At 65.1% G+C, this 18,460-nt stretch carries 16 protein-coding genes; 3 read left to right on the forward strand and 13 right to left on the reverse strand.

Annotated elements, in window-relative coordinates; all coding sequences use genetic code 11:
• Nucleotides 1–89: 89 nt before the first annotated feature.
• The 9 genes from E8L99_RS13280 to E8L99_RS13320 form a co-directional block, all read right to left on the reverse strand.
• Nucleotides 90–1,301, reverse strand: a complete 1,212-nt coding sequence (locus tag E8L99_RS13280; RefSeq protein WP_137099993.1) for an MFS transporter — start codon at nt 1,299–1,301, stop codon at nt 90–92.
• A gap of 70 nt (nt 1,302–1,371) precedes the next feature.
• Nucleotides 1,372–3,072, reverse strand: a complete 1,701-nt coding sequence (ade, locus tag E8L99_RS13285; protein WP_137099994.1) for an adenine deaminase — start codon at nt 3,070–3,072, stop codon at nt 1,372–1,374.
• 45 nt (nt 3,073–3,117) lie between these two features.
• Nucleotides 3,118–4,734, reverse strand: coding sequence for an ABC transporter ATP-binding protein (locus E8L99_RS13290; RefSeq protein WP_137099995.1), 1,617 nt, complete (start codon nt 4,732–4,734; stop codon nt 3,118–3,120).
• On the reverse strand, nt 4,731–5,672 hold the full coding sequence (locus E8L99_RS13295; protein WP_391527447.1) for an ABC transporter permease: 942 nt from the start codon (nt 5,670–5,672) through the stop codon (nt 4,731–4,733). The genes E8L99_RS13290 and E8L99_RS13295 overlap by 4 nt, the downstream gene beginning before the upstream one ends.
• Entirely contained in the window at nt 5,669–6,610 is a 942-nt protein-coding gene (locus E8L99_RS13300; RefSeq protein ID WP_137099996.1) for an ABC transporter permease, read from the reverse strand. Before E8L99_RS13300 ends, E8L99_RS13295 begins: the two co-directional genes overlap by 4 nt.
• A gap of 68 nt (nt 6,611–6,678) precedes the next feature.
• Nucleotides 6,679–8,283, reverse strand: a complete 1,605-nt coding sequence (locus E8L99_RS13305) for an ABC transporter substrate-binding protein (protein ID WP_137099997.1) — start codon at nt 8,281–8,283, stop codon at nt 6,679–6,681.
• Between the two features lie 170 nt (nt 8,284–8,453).
• On the reverse strand, nt 8,454–9,869 hold the full coding sequence (locus E8L99_RS13310) for an amidase (protein ID WP_137099998.1): 1,416 nt from the start codon (nt 9,867–9,869) through the stop codon (nt 8,454–8,456).
• A 100-nt stretch (nt 9,870–9,969) separates the two neighbouring features.
• Nucleotides 9,970–10,281 carry a hypothetical protein gene (locus tag E8L99_RS13315; RefSeq protein ID WP_137099999.1) on the reverse strand — a complete coding sequence of 104 codons (312 nt, stop codon included), beginning with the start codon at nt 10,279–10,281 and terminating at the stop codon, nt 9,970–9,972.
• A gap of 256 nt (nt 10,282–10,537) precedes the next feature.
• Nucleotides 10,538–11,290: an extensin family protein gene (locus E8L99_RS13320; protein ID WP_315862585.1), complete on the reverse strand. Its 753-nt coding sequence runs from the start codon at nt 11,288–11,290 to the stop codon at nt 10,538–10,540.
• Nucleotides 11,291–11,579: 289 nt separating this feature from the next.
• Between E8L99_RS13320 and dusA the strand changes: the two genes are divergently transcribed.
• Entirely contained in the window at nt 11,580–12,605 is a 1,026-nt protein-coding gene (dusA, locus tag E8L99_RS13325; RefSeq protein WP_168201670.1) for a tRNA dihydrouridine(20/20a) synthase DusA, read from the forward strand.
• Nucleotides 12,606–12,663: 58 nt separating this feature from the next.
• On the opposite strand, the gene E8L99_RS13330 is transcribed toward dusA, so the two are convergent.
• On the reverse strand, nt 12,664–12,924 hold the full coding sequence (locus E8L99_RS13330) for a hypothetical protein (RefSeq protein WP_137100001.1): 261 nt from the start codon (nt 12,922–12,924) through the stop codon (nt 12,664–12,666).
• 274 nt (nt 12,925–13,198) lie between these two features.
• Here E8L99_RS13330 and E8L99_RS13335 point away from each other — a divergent pair, with 274 nt between their 5' ends.
• Nucleotides 13,199–14,053, forward strand: coding sequence for a sulfite exporter TauE/SafE family protein (locus E8L99_RS13335; RefSeq protein WP_137100002.1), 855 nt, complete (start codon nt 13,199–13,201; stop codon nt 14,051–14,053).
• An 11-nt stretch (nt 14,054–14,064) separates the two neighbouring features.
• On the opposite strand, the gene E8L99_RS13340 is transcribed toward E8L99_RS13335, so the two are convergent.
• From E8L99_RS13340 to E8L99_RS13350, 3 genes are all read right to left on the reverse strand, one after another.
• Nucleotides 14,065–14,919: a hypothetical protein gene (locus E8L99_RS13340; protein WP_137100003.1), complete on the reverse strand. Its 855-nt coding sequence runs from the start codon at nt 14,917–14,919 to the stop codon at nt 14,065–14,067.
• Nucleotides 14,920–15,075: 156 nt separating this feature from the next.
• Nucleotides 15,076–15,900, reverse strand: coding sequence for a class D beta-lactamase (gene blaOXA / locus E8L99_RS13345; protein WP_137100004.1), 825 nt, complete (start codon nt 15,898–15,900; stop codon nt 15,076–15,078).
• Between the two features lie 83 nt (nt 15,901–15,983).
• Complete coding sequence (locus E8L99_RS13350; RefSeq protein ID WP_137100005.1) at nt 15,984–17,408, reverse strand: class I adenylate-forming enzyme family protein; 1,425 nt, start codon at nt 17,406–17,408, stop codon at nt 15,984–15,986.
• A 230-nt stretch (nt 17,409–17,638) separates the two neighbouring features.
• On the opposite strand from E8L99_RS13350, the gene E8L99_RS13355 reads away from it, so the two are divergent.
• Entirely contained in the window at nt 17,639–18,457 is an 819-nt protein-coding gene (locus E8L99_RS13355) for a Bug family tripartite tricarboxylate transporter substrate binding protein (RefSeq protein WP_168201671.1), read from the forward strand.
• Nucleotides 18,458–18,460 lie beyond the last annotated feature (3 nt).

Genomic DNA, 18,460 nt, shown 5'->3' on the forward strand with positions numbered 1-18,460 from the left:
GCGTCTCTTCCTCGAAACTTGATGATCGCGGATGTCTTAGACGCAAATCTCGCCGAACTCCAAGCGGCCAACTGTCATAGGCGACCTGCTCATCGGGCAGTGGAGGGTGTCGGCATGTGCGTCAGACGGGCCAGAGGCGAGGCGACCGAGACCAGCGCCGAGATCGCAAAGGCAGCAGCCACAAGCATCATCGCCGCATCGAGACCGAAAACCTGCGCGGTAAGTCCTCCGGCAAGTGCGCCAATCGGCCTGATGCCATAAATCGCCACCTGGATCGTCGCGGTCACACGGCCGATCAGATGGGCCGGCGTCACTGTCTGGCGGACCGATGTCTGCATGACCAGCCAGAGCATCGGCCCGAAGCCGATCAGCCCGAAGGCCAGCGCCGCCACCGGCAGCCCGCCGATCCGGGGCGACAGCACCATCAGCAGTGCTCCGATCGTCGAAGAGATCGGGCCGAACAGCAGGACGGTGCGCGGCTGGACGCGCGCGAAGATGAAGGGAGCGGCCGCAGCCCCCGCGATCATGCCGAGCCCATTGATGCCCTGGGCAAGGCCCGCACCGGCGACATCGGTGCCGAGGCGCTGGAGCGCGAAGGGCACGAAGATCGCCAGCAGAGCCACGAAGGCGAAGTTCCAGAAGATCGCGCAGAGACCGATGGCGCCGAGGATCGGCTCGCGGAGCACGAATCGCGCGCCCTCAGCGATGGCCTGGGTCACCGGCGGCCTCTCGGGAGCCGCAATGCGCGATGCGGGCGGGCGCAATCCGTAGGCGAGGGCGAGCGAGCCAAGCGCGAGGCTTGCCGCGAGAGGATAACCTGCCAAAGGCGACAGCCGTTCGGCCAGAAATCCCACGACGAAGGGCGCGGCAGTGGCCGCGAGCGCGCGTGACAGTTCGATCCGGGCATTGGCCTTGGGAAACTCTGCCGGGGCCACCAGTTGCGGCACAAGGCCGATCTGGACCAGCACGAAGGTCACTGTGCCGACTGCCGCGAGGAAGGCCGCCAGTGCCAGAATAGCCAGGCTTCCCGCGAAGGCCGCGAGCGTCGCCGCAGCCATGGCGATCACGCTGAGGGTGAGGGCGGCCAGCAGCACCACCCGCTTGTCACTCCTGTCGACCAGCACACCGGCCGGCAGCGACACGACGAGCCAGGCGGCCGTTTGCGCCGCGACCAGCGCGCCGACCAGGCCTGGCCCGGCATGCAGAACCAGAACCGCTGTGACGGGCAGGGCGGCAAGGGCGATCTGGTCGGCAGCCTGGACAAGACCGGCGGTGGCAAAGAGGCGGGCAAAGGGCGTCATGGCGTTCTCCAACGCCTATTTCGTCTCACGCGCCGCGCTTGCCCGACACCCGAAAACTCCGCCCGTTTCCTCAGATCAGCGCGAAGCGGTCGACATCGACCATGCCGCGATCCGAGATCTTCAGATGCGGAATGACCGGCAGCGGCAGGAAGGCGACCTGCAGGAAGGGTTCCGCCAACACGACCCCCAGCGCCCTGGCTGCCTTGCGCAAATCTTCGAGCGGCGTGATCAGGCTCTCGAAGGGCTGGTCGCTCATCAGGCCGGCAATCGGCAGGGGTAGTTCGGCCCGGACCTGTCCGCCTTCCACCACCACGAAGCCTCCGCGGATCTCCACAAGGCGGTTCACCGCGATCGCCATGTCGGCGTCATCGGCGCCGACCACGCAAATATTGTGGCTGTCATGGCCGACAGACGAGGCAATGGCGCCGCGCTTCATGCCAAAGCCATGGACAAAGCCGCGCCCGATATTGTCGTTGATGCCATGCCGGGCGACGACCGCCACCTTGACCGCATCCTGGCCGAGATCGATGTCGACGAAGCCGCCTGCGACCGGCAGGTCCATCATCAGGTGCTGGGTGATGATCTTGCCGGGCATCACGCCGATGACGGGGACGGCGCCGATGGATGCCGGCACGCGGAAATCCTCAGCCGAGACGCGCCGTGCCTTCATGCTGTCGAGCCCGACCGGCGTGACAGGCTGGCGTCCGGCATAGGCCGCTTCCTCAATCCGCACGCCACCGCAGAAGACGTCGGATACGGCGCAGGCTTCGAGATCGTCGAGCAGCACGATATCCGCGCGTTTCCCCGGCGCGATCATGCCGCGGTCCCTGAGCCCGAAGGTGGTTGCCGCCGTCAGCGAGGCCGAGCGATAGGCGGCCAGCGGCGGCACCCCCAGCTTGATCGCGGTGCGGATGATGAAGTCGAGATGGCCTTCTTCGGCAATGTCGAGGGGGTTCCTGTCATCGGTGCAGAAGGCGAGGAACGGCGAGGTCGCGACCGTCAGGAGCGGTGCCAGAGCATGAAGGTCCTTGGACACAGATCCCTCGCGGATCAGGATCGTCATGCCCTTGCGGATCTTCTCCATCGCCTCGTCGGAGGTCGTGGTCTCGTGGTCGGTGCGGATGCCGGCGGCGATATAGCCGTTGAGATCAAGGCCACGCAGCAGGGGCGCATGGCCGTCGATATGCCGGTCGGAAAACGCCTCGATCTTGGCGAGGCAGCCCGCGTCGCCATGGATCACGCCGGGGAAATTCATGAATTCGGCGAGGCCGATCACTTTGGGATGGTCGCGGTAGGCGATCAGGTCGGCCGCCTCCAGGCGAGCCCCCGAGGTCTCCAGATGGGTTGCCGGCACGCAGGACGAGAGCTGGACGCGCAGGTCCATGACTGTCCGCGACGCTCCCTCCAGCATATAGTCGAAAGCGGCGCGTCCCAGCACATTGGCGATCTCGTGCGGGTCGCAGATCGCCGTCGTCACCCCATGCCTTGCGACGCAGCGGTCGAACTCCATCGGCGTGACCAGCGAGGATTCGACATGCAGATGGGTGTCGATGAATCCGGGCACCGCGATCCGCCCGCGCCCCTCTATCACCCGTGCGCCCTGATAGGCGCCATAGGTCCCGACGATCGTGTCGCCGCATATGGCAATATCGGTTGGAACGAGATCGCCGGTGACGAGATCAAGCAGCCGGACGTTCCGGATCACCAGATCGGCGGGTGCCGAACCGCGCCCTTGCGCGATCCGGCGGGACAATGTTGCGGCATCCGTCATGCCCAAGCCTAGCGCTGTCACGCCTGCTTCGCCAAGGGTGCGGCGTCAGGCGACCCGGGCGAACTCGAAATCCTTGCCCGGTGCGGCCTCGAACAGCGCCTTGGTATAGGCGTGGGTCGGATTGGCGAAGATCTCCGTCGTCTTTCCGTGTTCAACCACCACACCGTTCTGCATGACCGCGATCCGGTCGCAGATTTGCGCTGCCACCCGAAGATCGTGGGTGATGAACAGCACGGCGAGCTCGAACTTCTTGCGGACGTCATCCAGCAGAGCGAGGACCTGCTTCTGCACCGACACGTCGAGCGCCGAGACTGCCTCGTCCGCAATCAGCACTTCCGGCTCCATGGCAAGCGCCCGGGCGATGCAGATGCGCTGGCGCTGGCCGCCCGAGAACTGATGCGGATAGCGGTCGAGCGCATCGGGGGCCAGCCCGACAAGCGCCATCAGGTCGCGCGCCTTTTCCAGAGCCTCGGCGGGTGAGACGCCGAAATTGATCGGCCCCTCGACGATCGACTGGCCGACCAGCCGGCGTGGATTGAGCGACCGGTACGGGTCCTGGAAGACGATCTGGCAGTGCTTGCGATGCGGCCGCAACTGCCGCTCGGACATCAGCGCGACGTCCATGTTGCCGACCAGGATAGCTCCCGATGTCGGTTCGATCAGACGGGCGATGCAACGCGCAACCGTCGATTTGCCCGAGCCGCTCTCGCCGACAATGCCGAGCGTCTCGCCGCGGCGCACGCGGATATCGACATCGGAGGCAGCCTTCACCTCCCGCTTCTTCTGGAAGAAGCCGCCGCCGCCATAGGTCTTGTTCAGCTTCACCGTCTCCAGCGCGATCGGCCCTTCCATCACCTCGCGGTGCGGCGGGGTCAGGGTCGGCACGGAATTGATCAGCATCTGGGTATAGGGGTGCTGCGGCCGGGTCAGCACGTCCTTGGCCGCACCGGTCTCGACGACCTTGCCCTTCTGCATCACCACCACCCGGTGGGCGATCTCGGCCACCACGCCGAAATCGTGGGTGATGAACAGCACGCCCGTTCCCCGCCGCTGCTGCATTTCCGCAACCAGCTTCAGGATCTGCGCCTGCGTCGTCACGTCGAGCGCCGTGGTCGGCTCGTCGGCGATCAGGAGCGAGGGGTCGAGGACCAGGGCCTGCGCGATCATGATGCGCTGCCGCTGCCCGCCGGAAAGCTGGTGCGGATAGGCGTCGAACATTTTCGCGGGATCAGGCAGGCGCACGGCCTCCATCACCGCCAGCACCTTTTCCTTGCGCTCGGCCTGCGAGAGATCGGTATGGATCTCCAGCACCTCGTCGATCTGCTCGCCGCAGGTGACGACGGGATTCAGCGCCGTCATCGGCTCCTGGAAGATCATCGACATCTTGGTGCCGCGCAGCGCGCGGAGGCGGCTCATCGGCGCGGTCACCATGTCCTCGCCGTCGAGCAGGATCTGCCCGCCATCGACAGCAAGCTGGCCCTTGGGCAGAAGCCCCATGACCGAATGCGCCGTCACCGACTTGCCAGAGCCGGATTCACCGACAACGCAAACGATCTCGCCCGGATTGACCGAGAAGGAAACGTCTTCCACCGCATGCACCCGATCGCCGCCCTTGGGCAGGCGAACCGAAAGATTGCGGATTTCGAGGACCGGGCCGCTCATCCGCGCTTCTCCATTTTCGGATCCAGCGTGTCACGCAGACCATCGCCGAGCATGTTCACCGCCAGCACGGTCAAGGCGAGGAAAATGCCGGGGAACAGGATGTTGTGGGGGAAGACGCGGAACAGCTGACGGCCCTCGGCCATGATGTTGCCCCAGGTCGGGATCTGCGGCGGAATGCCGATGCCGAGGAACGACAGGATGGCTTCCACCAGAATGGCCGAGGCACAGATGAACGTGCCCTGGACCAGAAGGGGCGCGACCGTGTTCGGCAGCACGTGGCGGATCAGCAGCAGATAGGTCGGAGTCCCCGACATGACGGCCGCTTCCACATAGGGCTCCTCGCGCACCGACAACACGACGGACCGCACGAGGCGGACCACCCGTGGCACTTCGGGCACGACGATCGCGACAATGACCGTCAGGACGCCCGCCCTCGATAGAGACACCAGCGCAATGGCGAGAAGGATCGCCGGGATGGCCATGAGGCCGTCCATGATCCGCATGATCACGCTGTCCAGCCAGCGGAAATAGCCAGCCATCAAACCGATGAACAGGCCGATCGACACCGACAGGACAGAGACCGCAACGCCAATGAAGATCGACACGCGCGCGCCATAGACGACGCGCGAGTAGACATCGCGGCCCAATGTGTCGGTGCCCATGTAATGGACCATGGTCTTCCGCGTTCCGTCATCGGTGCGGAAGCTCGATTCCGCCATGGGAACGCGGTTTCTGGCGGCCGGGTTGATGCCGCTGGGGTCGCTGGTTGCGATCAGCGGCGCGATCAGGCCGATGAACACCATGACAAGCACGATGATGGCGCCGACCATGACGGTCGGATTGCGCAGGAGCTTGCGCACGACCGTTTGACGAGCGGCAACCGCGGTCACGGTCTCCGTTGCGCCGGCGGCGGGCGATATGTGGGCAGGCACGGTCAATAGCGGATCCTCGGGTCGAAGATCGTGTAGGAAAGGTCGACGAGCAGATTGATCAGCACGTAGACGAGCGAAAAGGCGAGGATGATCGCCTGGATGACCGGGAAGTCGCGCGCCAGAACCGCATCGACCGTCAGTCGTCCGAGGCCCGGGATCGAATAGACGCTCTCGGTGACCACGACGCCGCCGATGAGCAGGGCGACACCGATGCCGACGACTGTCGCAATCGGCACGGCCGCGTTCTTCAGGGCGTGCTGGAACAGCACCTTGATCTCGGTCTGCCCCTTGGCGCGGGCAGTCCGGATATAGTCCTCATTCAGCACTTCCAGCACGCTGGTGCGCGTCATACGGGCGATCAGCGCGATATAGATGACCGACAGTGTGAAGGCCGGCAGGATGAGGCTCTGCAGGAAGCCGCCTATGCCGTTGGCGAAGCGCTGGTAGCCCTGGACCGGAAACCAGCCGAGCTTGATGGCGAAGACATAGATCATCAGGTAGCCGATCACGAAGACCGGCACCGAGAACCCGATCACCGAGAATCCCATGACGATCCGGTCGATCCAGGTGCCCTGCTTGTAGGCTGCGAGCACGCCCAGCGGGATCGCCACAACGACCGCGATGATCATGGTCAGAAGAGCGAGCGAGAAGGTCGGCTCCAGGCGGTCGGAAATCAGTTCCCAGACCGTCTTGCGGAAGAAGAAGCTCTCGCCGAGATCGCCGCGGACGATGTTCCCCAGCCAGATGAAGAATTGCTGCAGGATCGGCTGTTCTAGCCCGAGTTTGGTGCGGATATCGATGATCTGCTGCGTTGTCGCATTGTCGCCGGCGATGATCGCCGCAGGGTCGCCAGGCGTCAGGCGCAGCATGAGAAACACCATCACCGCGACGGTGAACAGCACGGGCACGATCGCGAGGAGGCGGCGGAGGATGTAGGAAATCATGAGATGCTTGGCCGGATATCCTTCGAGGAGGTGGCGGCCGGATCAGTCCGGCCGCCCTTGACCGCTGATCAGGCGCGGGCCTTCTCGATGTTCCAGAACACCGGCGCAGGGGCCGCGAGCCAGCCCGAGATGTTCGGGCGCGTGGCACCCGGCAGGTACCACTGGCCCAGATGCACGTGGGTCGGGTTCTCGGCGACGCGGCGCTGGACGGCCTCGGCGATCTGCTTCTGCTCGGCCGCGGTGCTGGCACGCGCGAACCTGGCGCGCAGGGCTTCGATCTCCGGGTCGGTCGGCCAGCCGAAGGCCGCCTTGTCACCGGAGGAGTTGAAGAAGCCGGCCATGACCGGGTTGAGGATATCGGCCGAGACCCACGAGGTCAGCATGGCGCTCCAGCCACCCTGGGTCGGCGGGTCACGCTTGACGCGGCGGGCAACGACGGTCTGCCAATCCATCGACTGCATGTCGACGGTGAAGCCGCCCTTCTGCAGAAGCTCCTTGGCGACCGGGGCCAGGTTGGTGAGAACCTGAAGGTCGGTGGAGTGCAGCAGGACAACCGGCTCGCCCTTGTAGCCTGCTTCCTGCAGCAGCTGCTTCGACTTGGCGAAATTCGATTCCAGCTTGTCTTCCATGCCGGCCAGCGTCTCGAGCGGCGAGCCGCAGACGAACATGGCCTTGCAGACCTTGTAATATTCGGCATCGCCGATCGTGGCCTTGAGGAAGTCTTCCTGGTTCAGCGCATAGAGGGCGGCCTGCCGCACCTTCTGGCTGTTGAACGGTGCGGTCGTGTGGTTGAACCGCATCGTGTACTGGTTGCCGAGCGGGTTCCAGTTGAAGATCTTGATGCTCCTGTCCGCCTTGATCAGCGGCAGAAGATCGTGGCTCGGAGCCTCGATGATGTCGACTTCGCCGGCCAGCAAAGCGTTGACCGCCTGCTGCTGGTCGGTGATGACCCGCCACTCAACGCGGTCGACCTTGACCACTTTACCACCGGCGAGGCTGGAGGCCGGCTCGGGGCGCGGCTTGTAGCCCGCGAACTTGGTGTAGACGGCCTTGTCGCCCGGACGCCATTCGTCGCGCTGGAAGACGAACGGGCCGGAACCGATGAACTCGGAGATCTGCGTGTTCGGGTCGGTGTCCGCGACGCGCTTCGGCATCATGAACGGAACGTTGGACGACGGCTTGCCGAGCGCGAAGATGAGGAGGCCGGTCGGCTCCTTCAGCTTGATCTCGAAGGTCCGGGCGTCCTTGGCGGTCATCTCCGCCACGAAGCCCATGACCGTCTGTCCCAGCGGATCGCGTGCCGACCAGCGCTTGATCGAGGCTACGCAGTCTTCCGCCGTGACCGGCTTGTTGTCGTGCCAGAGGAGGCCATCGCGCAGCGTGAACGAATAGGTGAGCTTGTCGGCGCTCTCGGTGAACGTATCCACCATCTGCGGCTTGATCTGACCCTGCGCGTCCATGGCGAACAGCGTGTCGTAGATCATGTAACCGTGGTTGCGCACGATATAGGCGGTGGTCCAGATCGGATCGACGATCCGGAGATCCGAGTGCATCACCACCCGGAGAACATTGGCAGCGCCCTGGGCGCTTGCCTGGCTGGTCGCCGAAAGCGCTCCAGCTGCAGCGGCAGCGCCGGCGACGACGGTGCGGCGGGACAATTTGACGGACGACATAGGGCTACTCCCAGACCAGCCAAGCGGAGAATTGGCGACCCGCTCTGGACGCCGGATGAGACGACGCCTGTCGCAACAGAGTCAATCCCGTTCCGCAGGCAGTCCGCGGCCAAAATGAGTGCAAATGCGGATTGGCTGTGCTGCGCCGTTCGAACGCATCAAGGCTTGCATCAGTGCCCTTGCACGCGGTGGAATGGTTCCACGCTCTCGAATGCGCGCATGGCTTGCAGAACCATTGCGTCGTTGCGTCGCGGACCGACGATCTGCAGTCCGATCGGCAGGCCATCGGCGTCAAGGCCGCAAGGCACCGTGCCGGCGGGCTGCTGTGTGACGTTGAAGGGCGGCGTGAACGGGCACCAGTCGGTCCAGAGCGGCCCCCAATCCGCATGGCCCGCAAAGCCCGCGGGTGGCAGGTCCGCGCCAAGCGGGATGGCTCCGGTTGGCATGGTCGGGGTCATCAGCAGATCATAGCGCTCGTGGAATTCGGCCATGGCGATGATCGTCTTGGTCCTGCGATAGAGCAGCGCGTCCAGCAGGGCGGGGGTCGTCATGGCCTTGCCGATCTCCGCGCAGGCAACCAGGCCCGGATCCATCTGAGCAAGTTCGGCCTTGGAGAAGAGAGCCAGCGCCAGGGCCGCGCCGGCGTTCCAGATGTCCCAGGCAATCGGCGCCGGGTCCCCGATCGGCGGATCGACCTGCTCGACGATCGCGCCCAGTTCCTCGAAGCGTTTGACGGCTGCGGCCACCGCCTTCTCCACGGCGGGATCGACCTTGGTCGCGAAGCCGAGCCGGGGCGAGTAGGCGATCCGCAGACCCTTGACCCCGTCCTCCAGGCCAATGGAGAAATCGGGCGCGGCCGTGTTCCAGGCCAGCGGGTCGCGATGGTCGGGGCCGGAGAGGATCGACAGCAGCCCGGCAACCTCGCGAACTTCGCGCGCCAGCGGCCCGAGATGCGACAGTTCGCCCATCACCGAGAGGGGATAGGCGGCCACCCGCCCGAAGCTCGGCTTGAGGCCGGCAACCCCGCAATAGGCGGCGGGAATGCGGATCGAGCCAAGGCCGTCGGAGCCCAGATGAAACCGCCCGATCCCGAGCGCTGCGGCCGCAGCGCCGCCCGACGTCGATCCGCCGGCGGTGCGCTCGCGGTTCCACGGATTGCGCGTCATCCCGGTCAGAGGCGAGGTCGACAGACCGATCCAGCCGAATTCAGGCATGGTTGTCGTCGCGAGCACGACCAGACCTGCTTCCTGGCAACGCGCGGTGACCGGCGCGTTGAAATCGACCGGTGCGGATGTGGTGACCCGGGAGCCCTTGCGCGACGGCCAGCCAGCCACCGCCATATTGTCCTTCACCGTGACGGTCACACCATCAAAACGGCTCTTCGGCTCGCCCTTCAGCCAGCGGGCCTCCGATTCGGCCGCCCAGGCCAGCGTTCGCGGACGGTCGATGGTCACGAAGGCGTTGATCGACGGCTGCGACGCCTCTGCCCGATCAAGGGCATCCCGGGTGGCTTCCACGGGTGAAAGCTGCTTGCGCCTGAAGGCAGAGGCGAGTGCGAAGGCGTCGAGATCGGCGATGGCTGTCATGAGATGCTCCCGTGCCATAGGCTGACACGGGACGAGGGGCTTCGTTAAGCCCCTTCCTGTGACCAACCGTCATGTGCCGGCTGACGAGGCGCATCCGGAGTCATGGACCGGACTTGCGTCGGCGCTTGCGGCGAGCGGCCTTGATCTCCGCGATACGCTCGACGTCCTCCACCTGCAGGTAGCGGCCGCGCTCCATGATCTCGAGGCTGTATTCCTCATAGGTCAGGCCGAGGCGGTCGGCCTTCTCCATGCGGAAGCGCATGACATCGGCAGAAACGCTCTTCCACGCCGCCCTGTGGGCACGTTGCCAGTGCAGGAAGATGTGCGGATCGCCCTTGCCCCAGGGTGGGCCTTCGTAATCGTCGAGCGGCGGGCCGCCATTGTCACCGGGGCGCGGTTTGCGAGCCTTCATCGCGCGTCCATTCCCTTAGCCATGGCGGCCATGCTCTGCTATGTGAGACTGTGTTCCACTATAAGAGAAATGAGTGCCGAGGCAAGTCCCGGCCGGACGCGTGGCCGGAGAGAGGTCTCTGTCCTGTTCCATGATGTCTCCGCCTGGACGGGCCGGAACGGGCGCTCCGAGCCGGAGCGAGGTCTCTTTCTTGTTCCGAGATGTCTCCGCCGTGGCCGCCTGAACGGAGACAGGCTTTCGCTGCCGCCAACGGGGATTACTGGCAGAGGCGGGACTGGCCATCGCGGCCGCGGCGCTCGCGGTCGAAATGGAGATGGTTGGCGTGGGATGGGTCGGAGCCCGGGCCCAGCACCGTCGTGAACCAGCCGCAACCGGCCTTCCGGACTGCGCCGATGAACCGGGCACCGACCGGCGTTGCCGGACGCTCCACCATGATGCGGCCAGCACTGGTTAGTTCGAACCAGGCGATATCCACGGCCAGCCCCATTCCGTGCGCGCTCATCTTTGCGCCGGCGGCCCGGTTGCGCGAGCGGCATTCGAACCCGTTGCCCGTGCCGAACGCGACCAGCGCGTCATCGGCAAGACCACGGGCGAGGGGGGCGGTGATGTCGCGGGTGAAGCTTGCGAGGCTGAGGGCCAGTGAGCATGCGAGCAGTGGCTTGTCCGGCAACCGCACCACGCGTCCATCCAGACTGATCGCTTCGATCCGGACGGGATTGTCGATCCGGCATTGCGCTTGGCCTTCGGGGGCGGCGGCGGGCGCGAACCGCACGCCCATCTCGTTCAAGGCCCGGTGGCAGGCGGCGACATCACCATCGCTCCCACCATTGGCACTTGGCTCAATGGCCGGGGCAGCAGGCACGATGGCTGGAGGCGTTGCGGCCGGCGGCGTCAGCTCGGTCCGGGGCCGGGGTTCCGGCACGGGCGCGGCGAAGGACGGAGGCTTTGCGCGTCGGCCCTGCGCCATGGCTCCTTCGGGAGCGAGGCTCAACAGCGCCGCAATGACCATTGCCACCAGGCATGGCGCAGTGAAGCCGCTGGCTGTCCCTCCACGTGGCTGCGCTGGTATCCTCAAACTGCGTCCTTGATCGCCGGGCCAAGCTTGGCAGCGAGCGCGCCCGCCCAATGCAATCAATCAAACGCGCGGAACGCCCGAAGGTTGCTCGGAGCACGGCTCGTCACGTGATCGCGATATCGCGGCCTGTGCTCCCGTTTGGCGCCGATCTGGTGTAGAGAGGCGCCCAACCGAGCAGAGAAACCCCGTTGTACCGAGCTCCCCTGACCGCCGCGCCAACTGCATGACTGATCCGACCGACACCAAGAACTGCATGCGTCGCATATCCATCGCCCCGATGATGGATTGGACGGACCGTCATTGCCGGTTCTTTCACCGTCAGCTGACGCGCGACGCGCTGCTCTACACGGAAATGGTCACTGCCAATGCGGTGATCCATGGCGACCGCCAGCGCCTGCTCGGCTTCTCGGCGGACGAGCACCCGGTGGCTCTCCAGCTGGGTGGCTCTGATCCGCAAGCCCTTGCGCAGGCAGCCAAAATCGGCGCCGATTTCGGCTATGACGAGATCAATCTCAACTGCGGCTGCCCCTCTGACCGGGTCCAGGGGGGGAATTTCGGCGCCTGCCTGATGGCAACCCCCGCCCTGGTGGGCGACTGCATCGCGGCCATGAAGGCGGCTGTCGATATTCCCGTCACCGTCAAATGCCGGATCGGCATCGACGACCAGGATCCGGAACAGGCTCTGGATGCCCTGGCCGACTCTGTGGTCGCAGCCGGCACCGACGCCATCATCGTTCATGCGCGCAAGGCCTGGCTGCAGGGACTGTCGCCGAAGGAAAACCGCGAGATCCCGCCCCTCGACTATGGGCGCGTGTTTCGCCTGAAAGCGCGGTTTCCCCACCTGCCGATCTCGGTCAACGGGGGCATCGCCACGCTTGGCCAAGCGCGCGCGCTGCTTGAGCCGCGGGACGGCGTGACGCTCGATGGCGTCATGATCGGGCGCGCCGCCTACCAGAACCCGGCCATCCTCGCGGGCGTGGACGAGGACAGCGACGCCGTGGCGCCGGAAATCCTCGACGCCGCCTTCGAGGCCATGATCCCCTATGCCGAGACGCACCTCGCAGAGGGCGTCCGTCTCTCCTCGATCACGCGCCATCTGCTCGGCCTCTACCAGGGAGTTCCCGGCGCGCGGGCCTTCCGCCGTCACCTCTCCGAGAATGCCGTGAAGCCCGGTGCCGGCCTTGACGTGCTTCGTGACGCGATGGCGCTCGTCGTCGCGCGGCGCGGCACCGCTGCCATCGCCGCCTGATCCGCAAACGAAAAGGGCGGCCCGGAGGCCGCCCGCGTTGCCCGGTGTGCCGCCAGGCTCAGCGACGCGGAACCACGTCGCAGAAGTGGCCGCGGAGGAACTCGTAGCGGCAGCTGGTGCCCTGGCCAGGCTGGTTCTGCGGAGCAGCCTGGGGCGGCGCCGGAAGCTGGATGGCCGCGATCGAGCCATCGGGGCCACCGAAGCTGCCGGCGTCGCCACCGGCAGCACCGCCACCACCGCCACCGACGGCAGCAGCCATGGCGGAACCCGCGGTGAGCGCGAAGAGGGCGGCGACGGCAAGGGTCTTGATCGAGGTCATGGTCCTGTCTCCTGTTGATTGGGGCGGTGCGTCCCATGGCCGTTCAGGCCCGTGGATCCGTTCGCCGATGACGCCCTTGTCGCAGGCCTCCTTTGCAGCCCGGCGCCGCGGGAGGCTCGCTGCGTTTCCCCTGTAACCGTCATGTTTCCGGGCTTGTCCGATGTCCTGTCGGCCAGAATCAGCCCCCTTGCAGGCCGGACACGCGGCGGCGGGTCTTGTTCGCGCGCAGATGCGGGTTTAAGCCGCCCACTCGTTTCCCGCGCGGATGTCCCCCATGCTCTTCGGCGTTCCCTACGACCAACTCGCGATCCTTGCCGTCGGCCTTCTGGCCGCCGGTGCTGCCACGGGCATCCTGGCCGGTGTTTTCGGCGTGGGTGGCGGCGCGGTGATCGTGCCCGTCCTTTACGAGCTCTTCGGTGTGGTCGGCGTGCCGCTGGAGATCCGCATGCCGCTCTGCGTCGGCACCTCGCTTGCCATCATCATTCCGACCTCCATCCGCTCATTCCAGGCCCACAGAGCCAAGGGCGCGGTCGACATGGAGGTGCTGCGCGCCTGGGCCGTGCCGGTTGTCGTCGGCGTGATCGTCGGCTCGGCGGTTGCCCGCTACGCGCCGCCCGGGGTGTTCAAGGCGGTCTTCATCTTCGTCGCGGGCCTCTCGGCCTATCGCCTGCTCACCGGCAAGGAGCTGAAGTTCGGCACCGGCATGCCCGGCCCCGCCGGCATGGTCGCCTCCGGCGGCATCATCGGTGTCCTGTCGAGCCTCATGGGCATTGGCGGCGGCCAACTCGGCAATCTCGTCATGATGGCCTATGGCCACACGATCCATAAGGCGATTGCCACGTCCTCCGGTCTCGGCGTGCTGATCTCCATTCCCGGCGCGCTTGGATACATCTATGCCGGCTGGCCCAAGGCCGCGGAGTTTCCGCAGGTCGCCGCCATCCAGTTCCCTTTCGCGCTCGGCTACGTGTCGCTGATCGGATTCCTGCTGTTCATCCCGACCTCGATCTGGACCGCTCCGATCGGCGCGCGCATCGCCCATTCCCTGCCCAAGCGCAAGCTTGAGGTGGCCTTCGGCCTGTTCCTGCTGATCGTGTGCCTGCGCTTCCTGTGGGATGTCGTGGCGCGCTAGGCCGGCTTCGCCTAAGGGCGGCGCCGCGCACGCGCCGCTTGCCGCAACGCCTCGCCAATATCCGATGTACCGGGTGATACCGCCTGAGGAACGATTACCGCCCCGATTGTCGCTGGGCTGGGAACAGGTTGGCGCAATGCCTGGAGGTTCGTGCCCCCCACGGAAGCCACGCGCTGTGTCAATTCAATCCGGATTGGTCCCGCTCTGGGCGACGGTTGCACGATCGAAATGTCCAGGCTTTGAACGTCGTCTCGCTTGTTGAAGCCCGCTGCGCTGACTGTTACTGGGACCAACTCAATTCCGGCATTTCCTGACAATTTCGATGTTGCGCCGAAATCGACGCCGTACTCGTAACTTTCACCATTCAATTGCGCACCATTGGTACTCTGAGCGTAAGTGGCCTGCAGCCAGTTCTCAAAACCCAAGCCGTTGATAACTGGAAACGCATCCGTCGATCGAAATGGTCCGTTCGGAGTAATGCGCTCACATGGCCTCATCGGTGCCTGCGAATTGATCGAGAACTTGAATGTCGTCTTGCGGGTTGTATTGGAGGTATGTTCCCACCCGAACCCGAAGTTCAATGTAAGTGGCGAGCCGCCAAGTGCGGCGATTTTCGCGTCCGCTCCTGCCGTCGCCTGGCTCGAGTTGACGATTTTGACCTCAAGCTCACCAGATATTTGCCATGGCCCCTTCAAGAAGGGGGCATTTGGATTTCGTAAGGCAAAGCTAGCAAATTCGCATCTGACGCCATTGAGAATACTCGAAACCGGGATGAAATCGCCCCCATCAACAGGTGGGATTGATGCGGTTGAGCAACCAGACAGCCCGACTGACAGAACAGCGACGGAAAGGTATGTTTTGCACATATCTATCATCCGGAAGTTATTGTGGATTAACAATTAGCGCATCAAAAAAAAGTGTATAGTCAAACGTCAGAGATTCGAATGTATTTTGCCGGATAAATAAAATAGACTGTAGAACCCAGTGTCGCGTGTGTATTCGTGGCGATAAGCTTGTCCGTCTCACCCATAAATCCCAAGCCGCGCCAGGATCGTCCGGCCGATCGACAGGCGCTTGGAGGCATCGGCCATGGCGGTCATGTTGATGTTGAGGCAGAAGGCGTGGACGTTCTCGCCTGTGTCGATCCAGCCGGACCACCAGCCGATTTTCGGCGTGCCGGCGGCAAACCAGCCCGTCTTGGCATAGAGCGTGCGCGGCCCTTGAGTCTCCAACGTCACGATCGAGCGGACAATGGCTTGCGCGCGCGATGAGGCGGGCAGCCGGTCGCGGGCAAGCCGGACGTTGAACCGCACCTGTTCCACGGCGCTCGTCATCAGCGGTCCCCGGAGCCAGAACATGTCCACCACGGTTCCCGGATCCCGGTTGCCATAATCCAGCCGCGCCAGCCATTCGCGATAGCGCTCGATGCCGATGCGCCGCGCCAGTTCCTGGTAGACCGGCACATTGGACACGACGATGGCCTCCTTCAGCGACATGTCGCGCTCCCAGGCCTTGATCGGTTGAGGCCTGCCGCCATAGGGAACGATCTCATTCTCGTCAGCGACGGCGCCGGCCTCCAAGGCGATCAGGCTGTTGGCGATCTTGAACGTGGAGGCCGGCACGTAGCGCCGCTCGGCGCGGGCGCGGTCGACATAGGTCCAGACATCGGCTTTGAGGTCGTAGCTGACGAAGCAGCCGCTCACGCCGTGCTCGCGGAAGACCGAGCGCAGGTCGGCCCGCTCACCCGTGGCCGGCTGGGCGCGAAGCAGGCCGGGCGCCGTGACGAGGCTCAAGGCGCCCAACGCCAATTCGCGGCGGCTGGGGTGTGTCAAAGGGGCGAATGACATGGACGAACAAGCTCCCGGCATCGTCGCCTCACGTTGACTGCCTTCATGGCTAACGTGAGACCGATCGCTCGCAATTCGATCATTCAGCGGCGTGCAAGCGCCTTCAGCTTGGCGCGTTCGACCTTGCCCATGGCATTCCGGGGGATGGCGTCCACCACCAGCAGGTGGCGCGGCGCGATCAGGTCCGATCGGCGGGCGCAGGCTGCCAGGAGGTCGGCCTGATCCAGATGGCCGCGCGGAACGACCGCCAGCCAGATCTCATCGACGCCCGATGCGCCAGGAAGCCCGAATGCCGCGACATCGGCAATGTCCGTGCGCCCGGCTGTGAGCTCCTCGATCCGTTCCGGGGCGATCTTCACGCCGCCGCTGTTGATGAGGTCATCCGACCGGCCGGCAATGATCAGGCGCCCGTCCGCCGTCAGGTGGCCGGCATCACCCGGGTAGAACCAGTCGGGCGAACGGTCCGGTGTCAGGGTTCCTGGCGTATAAGCGCGTCCGCCGCCGGGCGTGAGAATGCGCACGCGCCCTGTCGCCCCTGGTGGCAGGGGTTGATCCTGCTCGTCGACGATCTGGATCGTTCGGTCGGGGACCGGCACGCCGACGCAACCCGGCTCGCTCTCGATCATCGCGGTCGTGGCCATGGCGGTGCGTCCGGCCTCGGTCGATCCGTAGATCATGATGATGTGCTGGCAGATGCGGCGCTTGATCGCCTCGAGCAGCGGCTTCGACAGGCTGCTGCCACCGGTTTTCACCAACCGCAGTGAGGCGCAGGAGGCCGGAACTTCCTCCAGCGCCGCGACCAGTTCTGCCAGCTGGTGCGGCGACCCAATGATGGTCCCGACCTGGTAGAGGTCGATCAGCCTTGCGGCTTCCTCCGCGGCCTCGGCGATGCACAGGGTGCGGGCCGACACGAGCACGCGGGCCGCTTGTGCGATGGCCCATTGCGAGTTGAGGCCGATCAGCAGGAGATCGCGCTCGGTTCCCGGTGCCGGCTGGTAGCGATAGAGATCGCGCACGCGCCGGTCGAAATCCTCGACGGTGAAGGGGATCAGCTTCGGCTGGCCGGTCGTTCCCGATGTCAGAGCCAGCAACGACAATCTGTCGGGGGCGGACGCAGTCGGATCGACCGGATAGGCTGCGCCAGCTGGCTCGAACCACCGGCCATCGACGATGATGGTGCGCGCGCCAACCGGCGCCATGATCATGGCATCAGTGAGCACCGCCACAGCCCCGACCGATGGGAGCAGCCGCACCTCATCCGGGCGGGCGGGAAGAACGACCAGTCCGAGGCGCATGGCCGCAGACATCAGGGCGATGAAGCGGATCGGATTGGCGACAGCGACAAGGACGATATCGCCGGGCTTCAAGCCAGCACCATGCAAACGTCCTGCGACCGAGTGGATCGCATCGGACAACATGCCGTAGGTCACGATGCGGTCCGATGTCATGATCGCCGGCCGGGTAGGAAAGAGCCTGCCATGCAGCAGCACTGCGTCGACGAAAATCATGGTTTGGCCTCAGTTCGAAGTTTAAGACGAGTAGAACAGAACCGGTTGATTGGCGACAATACATGCCAGATGTGATGCATGCGGAAATGGAGATGTGCGCCGGTAGCGTGTCGCGCCGCGGGGCGATGATCGGGGCGGCCTTGTCGGCCTTTGCTTTCGACCGCGCCGTCGCCCAATCGCAAGGTCTGAGAATTGTCGCGCCATTTTCGGCCGGAACGGTAATTGATGCCATGGCGCGCCGCCTCGCCGAGGCCTTGTCGTTGCACCTGCCGGAACGACCTGTCGTGATGAATCGCGATGGCGCTTCCGGGACGCTTGCGTTTGCCGAACTGGCCCAAAGCCCAGCCGACGGATCCTCGGTGATCTTCGGTGCGGCCAGCCCCCTGGTCGTCCACCCGCACCTGCGTCGTGACCCCAAGCTCGACCCCGCCGACTATCGGCCGGTCTGCCAGATGTTCGAACAACCGCTGGTTCTGGTGGTCTCGCGACGGTTGGAGCTGCGCAATGTGGCAGACCTCGTGGAATTGGCGAAGAAGCGCGCTGGCGCGCTGAAGTTCGGTCATTACGGCCTGGCCTCGGCCACGCATATCGAACTGCTCGGCTTTGCGCGGACTGCCGGTGTCGAGGTGATCGAGGTGCCCTATCGCGCGCATGGCCAACTGGTGGCCGATCTCGCGAGCGGGGCGCTCGACGCGGCCATTTCGACGCCCGGCACGTTCGACACAGGTGTGATCCAGCCATTGATGCTGATTGCTGGCCAGCCCATCGCTCTCTATCCGGACCTGCCGACCTCGGCTTCGCTCGGGTTCCCCCCGGCACTGCCGGTCTTCGGTGGCGTCTTTGCGCGTGCAGGGACATCCGACGAAACGCTGGCCCGTCTGGCGCGAGCATTCCGGGCAGCGTCCGAGGAGCCGGATTTCCAGGCAACAGCCCGCCGGCTCGGCGTCCTGACGATCTTCGGCGACGGAGATGCCTTCGCCCGCCGCATAAAAGAAGAGAGCCTGCGGGTGCAGGCTCTCCTGGGTCGGCTTGGTCTCGTGTCGCAATGACGC

Source organism: Phreatobacter aquaticus (genome assembly GCF_005160265.1).
GTDB classification, from domain to species: domain Bacteria; phylum Pseudomonadota; class Alphaproteobacteria; order Rhizobiales; family Phreatobacteraceae; genus Phreatobacter; species Phreatobacter aquaticus.

Excerpts from the sequence above, each read along its gene's own strand:
- dusA (WP_168201670.1), top strand. The coding sequence starts at position 11,580 with ATGACTGATCCGACCGACACCAAGAACTGCATGCGTCGCATATCCATC.
- E8L99_RS13315 (WP_137099999.1), bottom strand. The coding sequence starts at position 10,281 with ATGAAGGCTCGCAAACCGCGCCCCGGTGACAATGGCGGCCCGCCGCTC.
- E8L99_RS13290 (WP_137099995.1), bottom strand. The coding sequence starts at position 4,734 with ATGAGCGGCCCGGTCCTCGAAATCCGCAATCTTTCGGTTCGCCTGCCC.
- E8L99_RS13330 (WP_137100001.1), bottom strand. The coding sequence starts at position 12,924 with ATGACCTCGATCAAGACCCTTGCCGTCGCCGCCCTCTTCGCGCTCACC.
- E8L99_RS13335 (WP_137100002.1), top strand. The coding sequence starts at position 13,199 with ATGCTCTTCGGCGTTCCCTACGACCAACTCGCGATCCTTGCCGTCGGC.
- E8L99_RS13320 (WP_315862585.1), bottom strand. The coding sequence starts at position 11,290 with ATGGTCATTGCGGCGCTGTTGAGCCTCGCTCCCGAAGGAGCCATGGCG.
- E8L99_RS13340 (WP_137100003.1), bottom strand. The coding sequence starts at position 14,919 with ATGTGCAAAACATACCTTTCCGTCGCTGTTCTGTCAGTCGGGCTGTCT.
- blaOXA (WP_137100004.1), bottom strand. The coding sequence starts at position 15,900 with ATGTCATTCGCCCCTTTGACACACCCCAGCCGCCGCGAATTGGCGTTG.
- ade (WP_137099994.1), bottom strand. The coding sequence starts at position 3,072 with ATGACGGATGCCGCAACATTGTCCCGCCGGATCGCGCAAGGGCGCGGT.
- E8L99_RS13355 (WP_168201671.1), top strand. The coding sequence starts at position 17,639 with ATGGCGCGCCGCCTCGCCGAGGCCTTGTCGTTGCACCTGCCGGAACGA.
- E8L99_RS13300 (WP_137099996.1), bottom strand. The coding sequence starts at position 6,610 with ATGATTTCCTACATCCTCCGCCGCCTCCTCGCGATCGTGCCCGTGCTG.
- E8L99_RS13350 (WP_137100005.1), bottom strand. The coding sequence starts at position 17,408 with ATGATTTTCGTCGACGCAGTGCTGCTGCATGGCAGGCTCTTTCCTACC.
- E8L99_RS13305 (WP_137099997.1), bottom strand. The coding sequence starts at position 8,283 with ATGTCGTCCGTCAAATTGTCCCGCCGCACCGTCGTCGCCGGCGCTGCC.
- E8L99_RS13280 (WP_137099993.1), bottom strand. The coding sequence starts at position 1,301 with ATGACGCCCTTTGCCCGCCTCTTTGCCACCGCCGGTCTTGTCCAGGCT.
- E8L99_RS13310 (WP_137099998.1), bottom strand. The coding sequence starts at position 9,869 with ATGACAGCCATCGCCGATCTCGACGCCTTCGCACTCGCCTCTGCCTTC.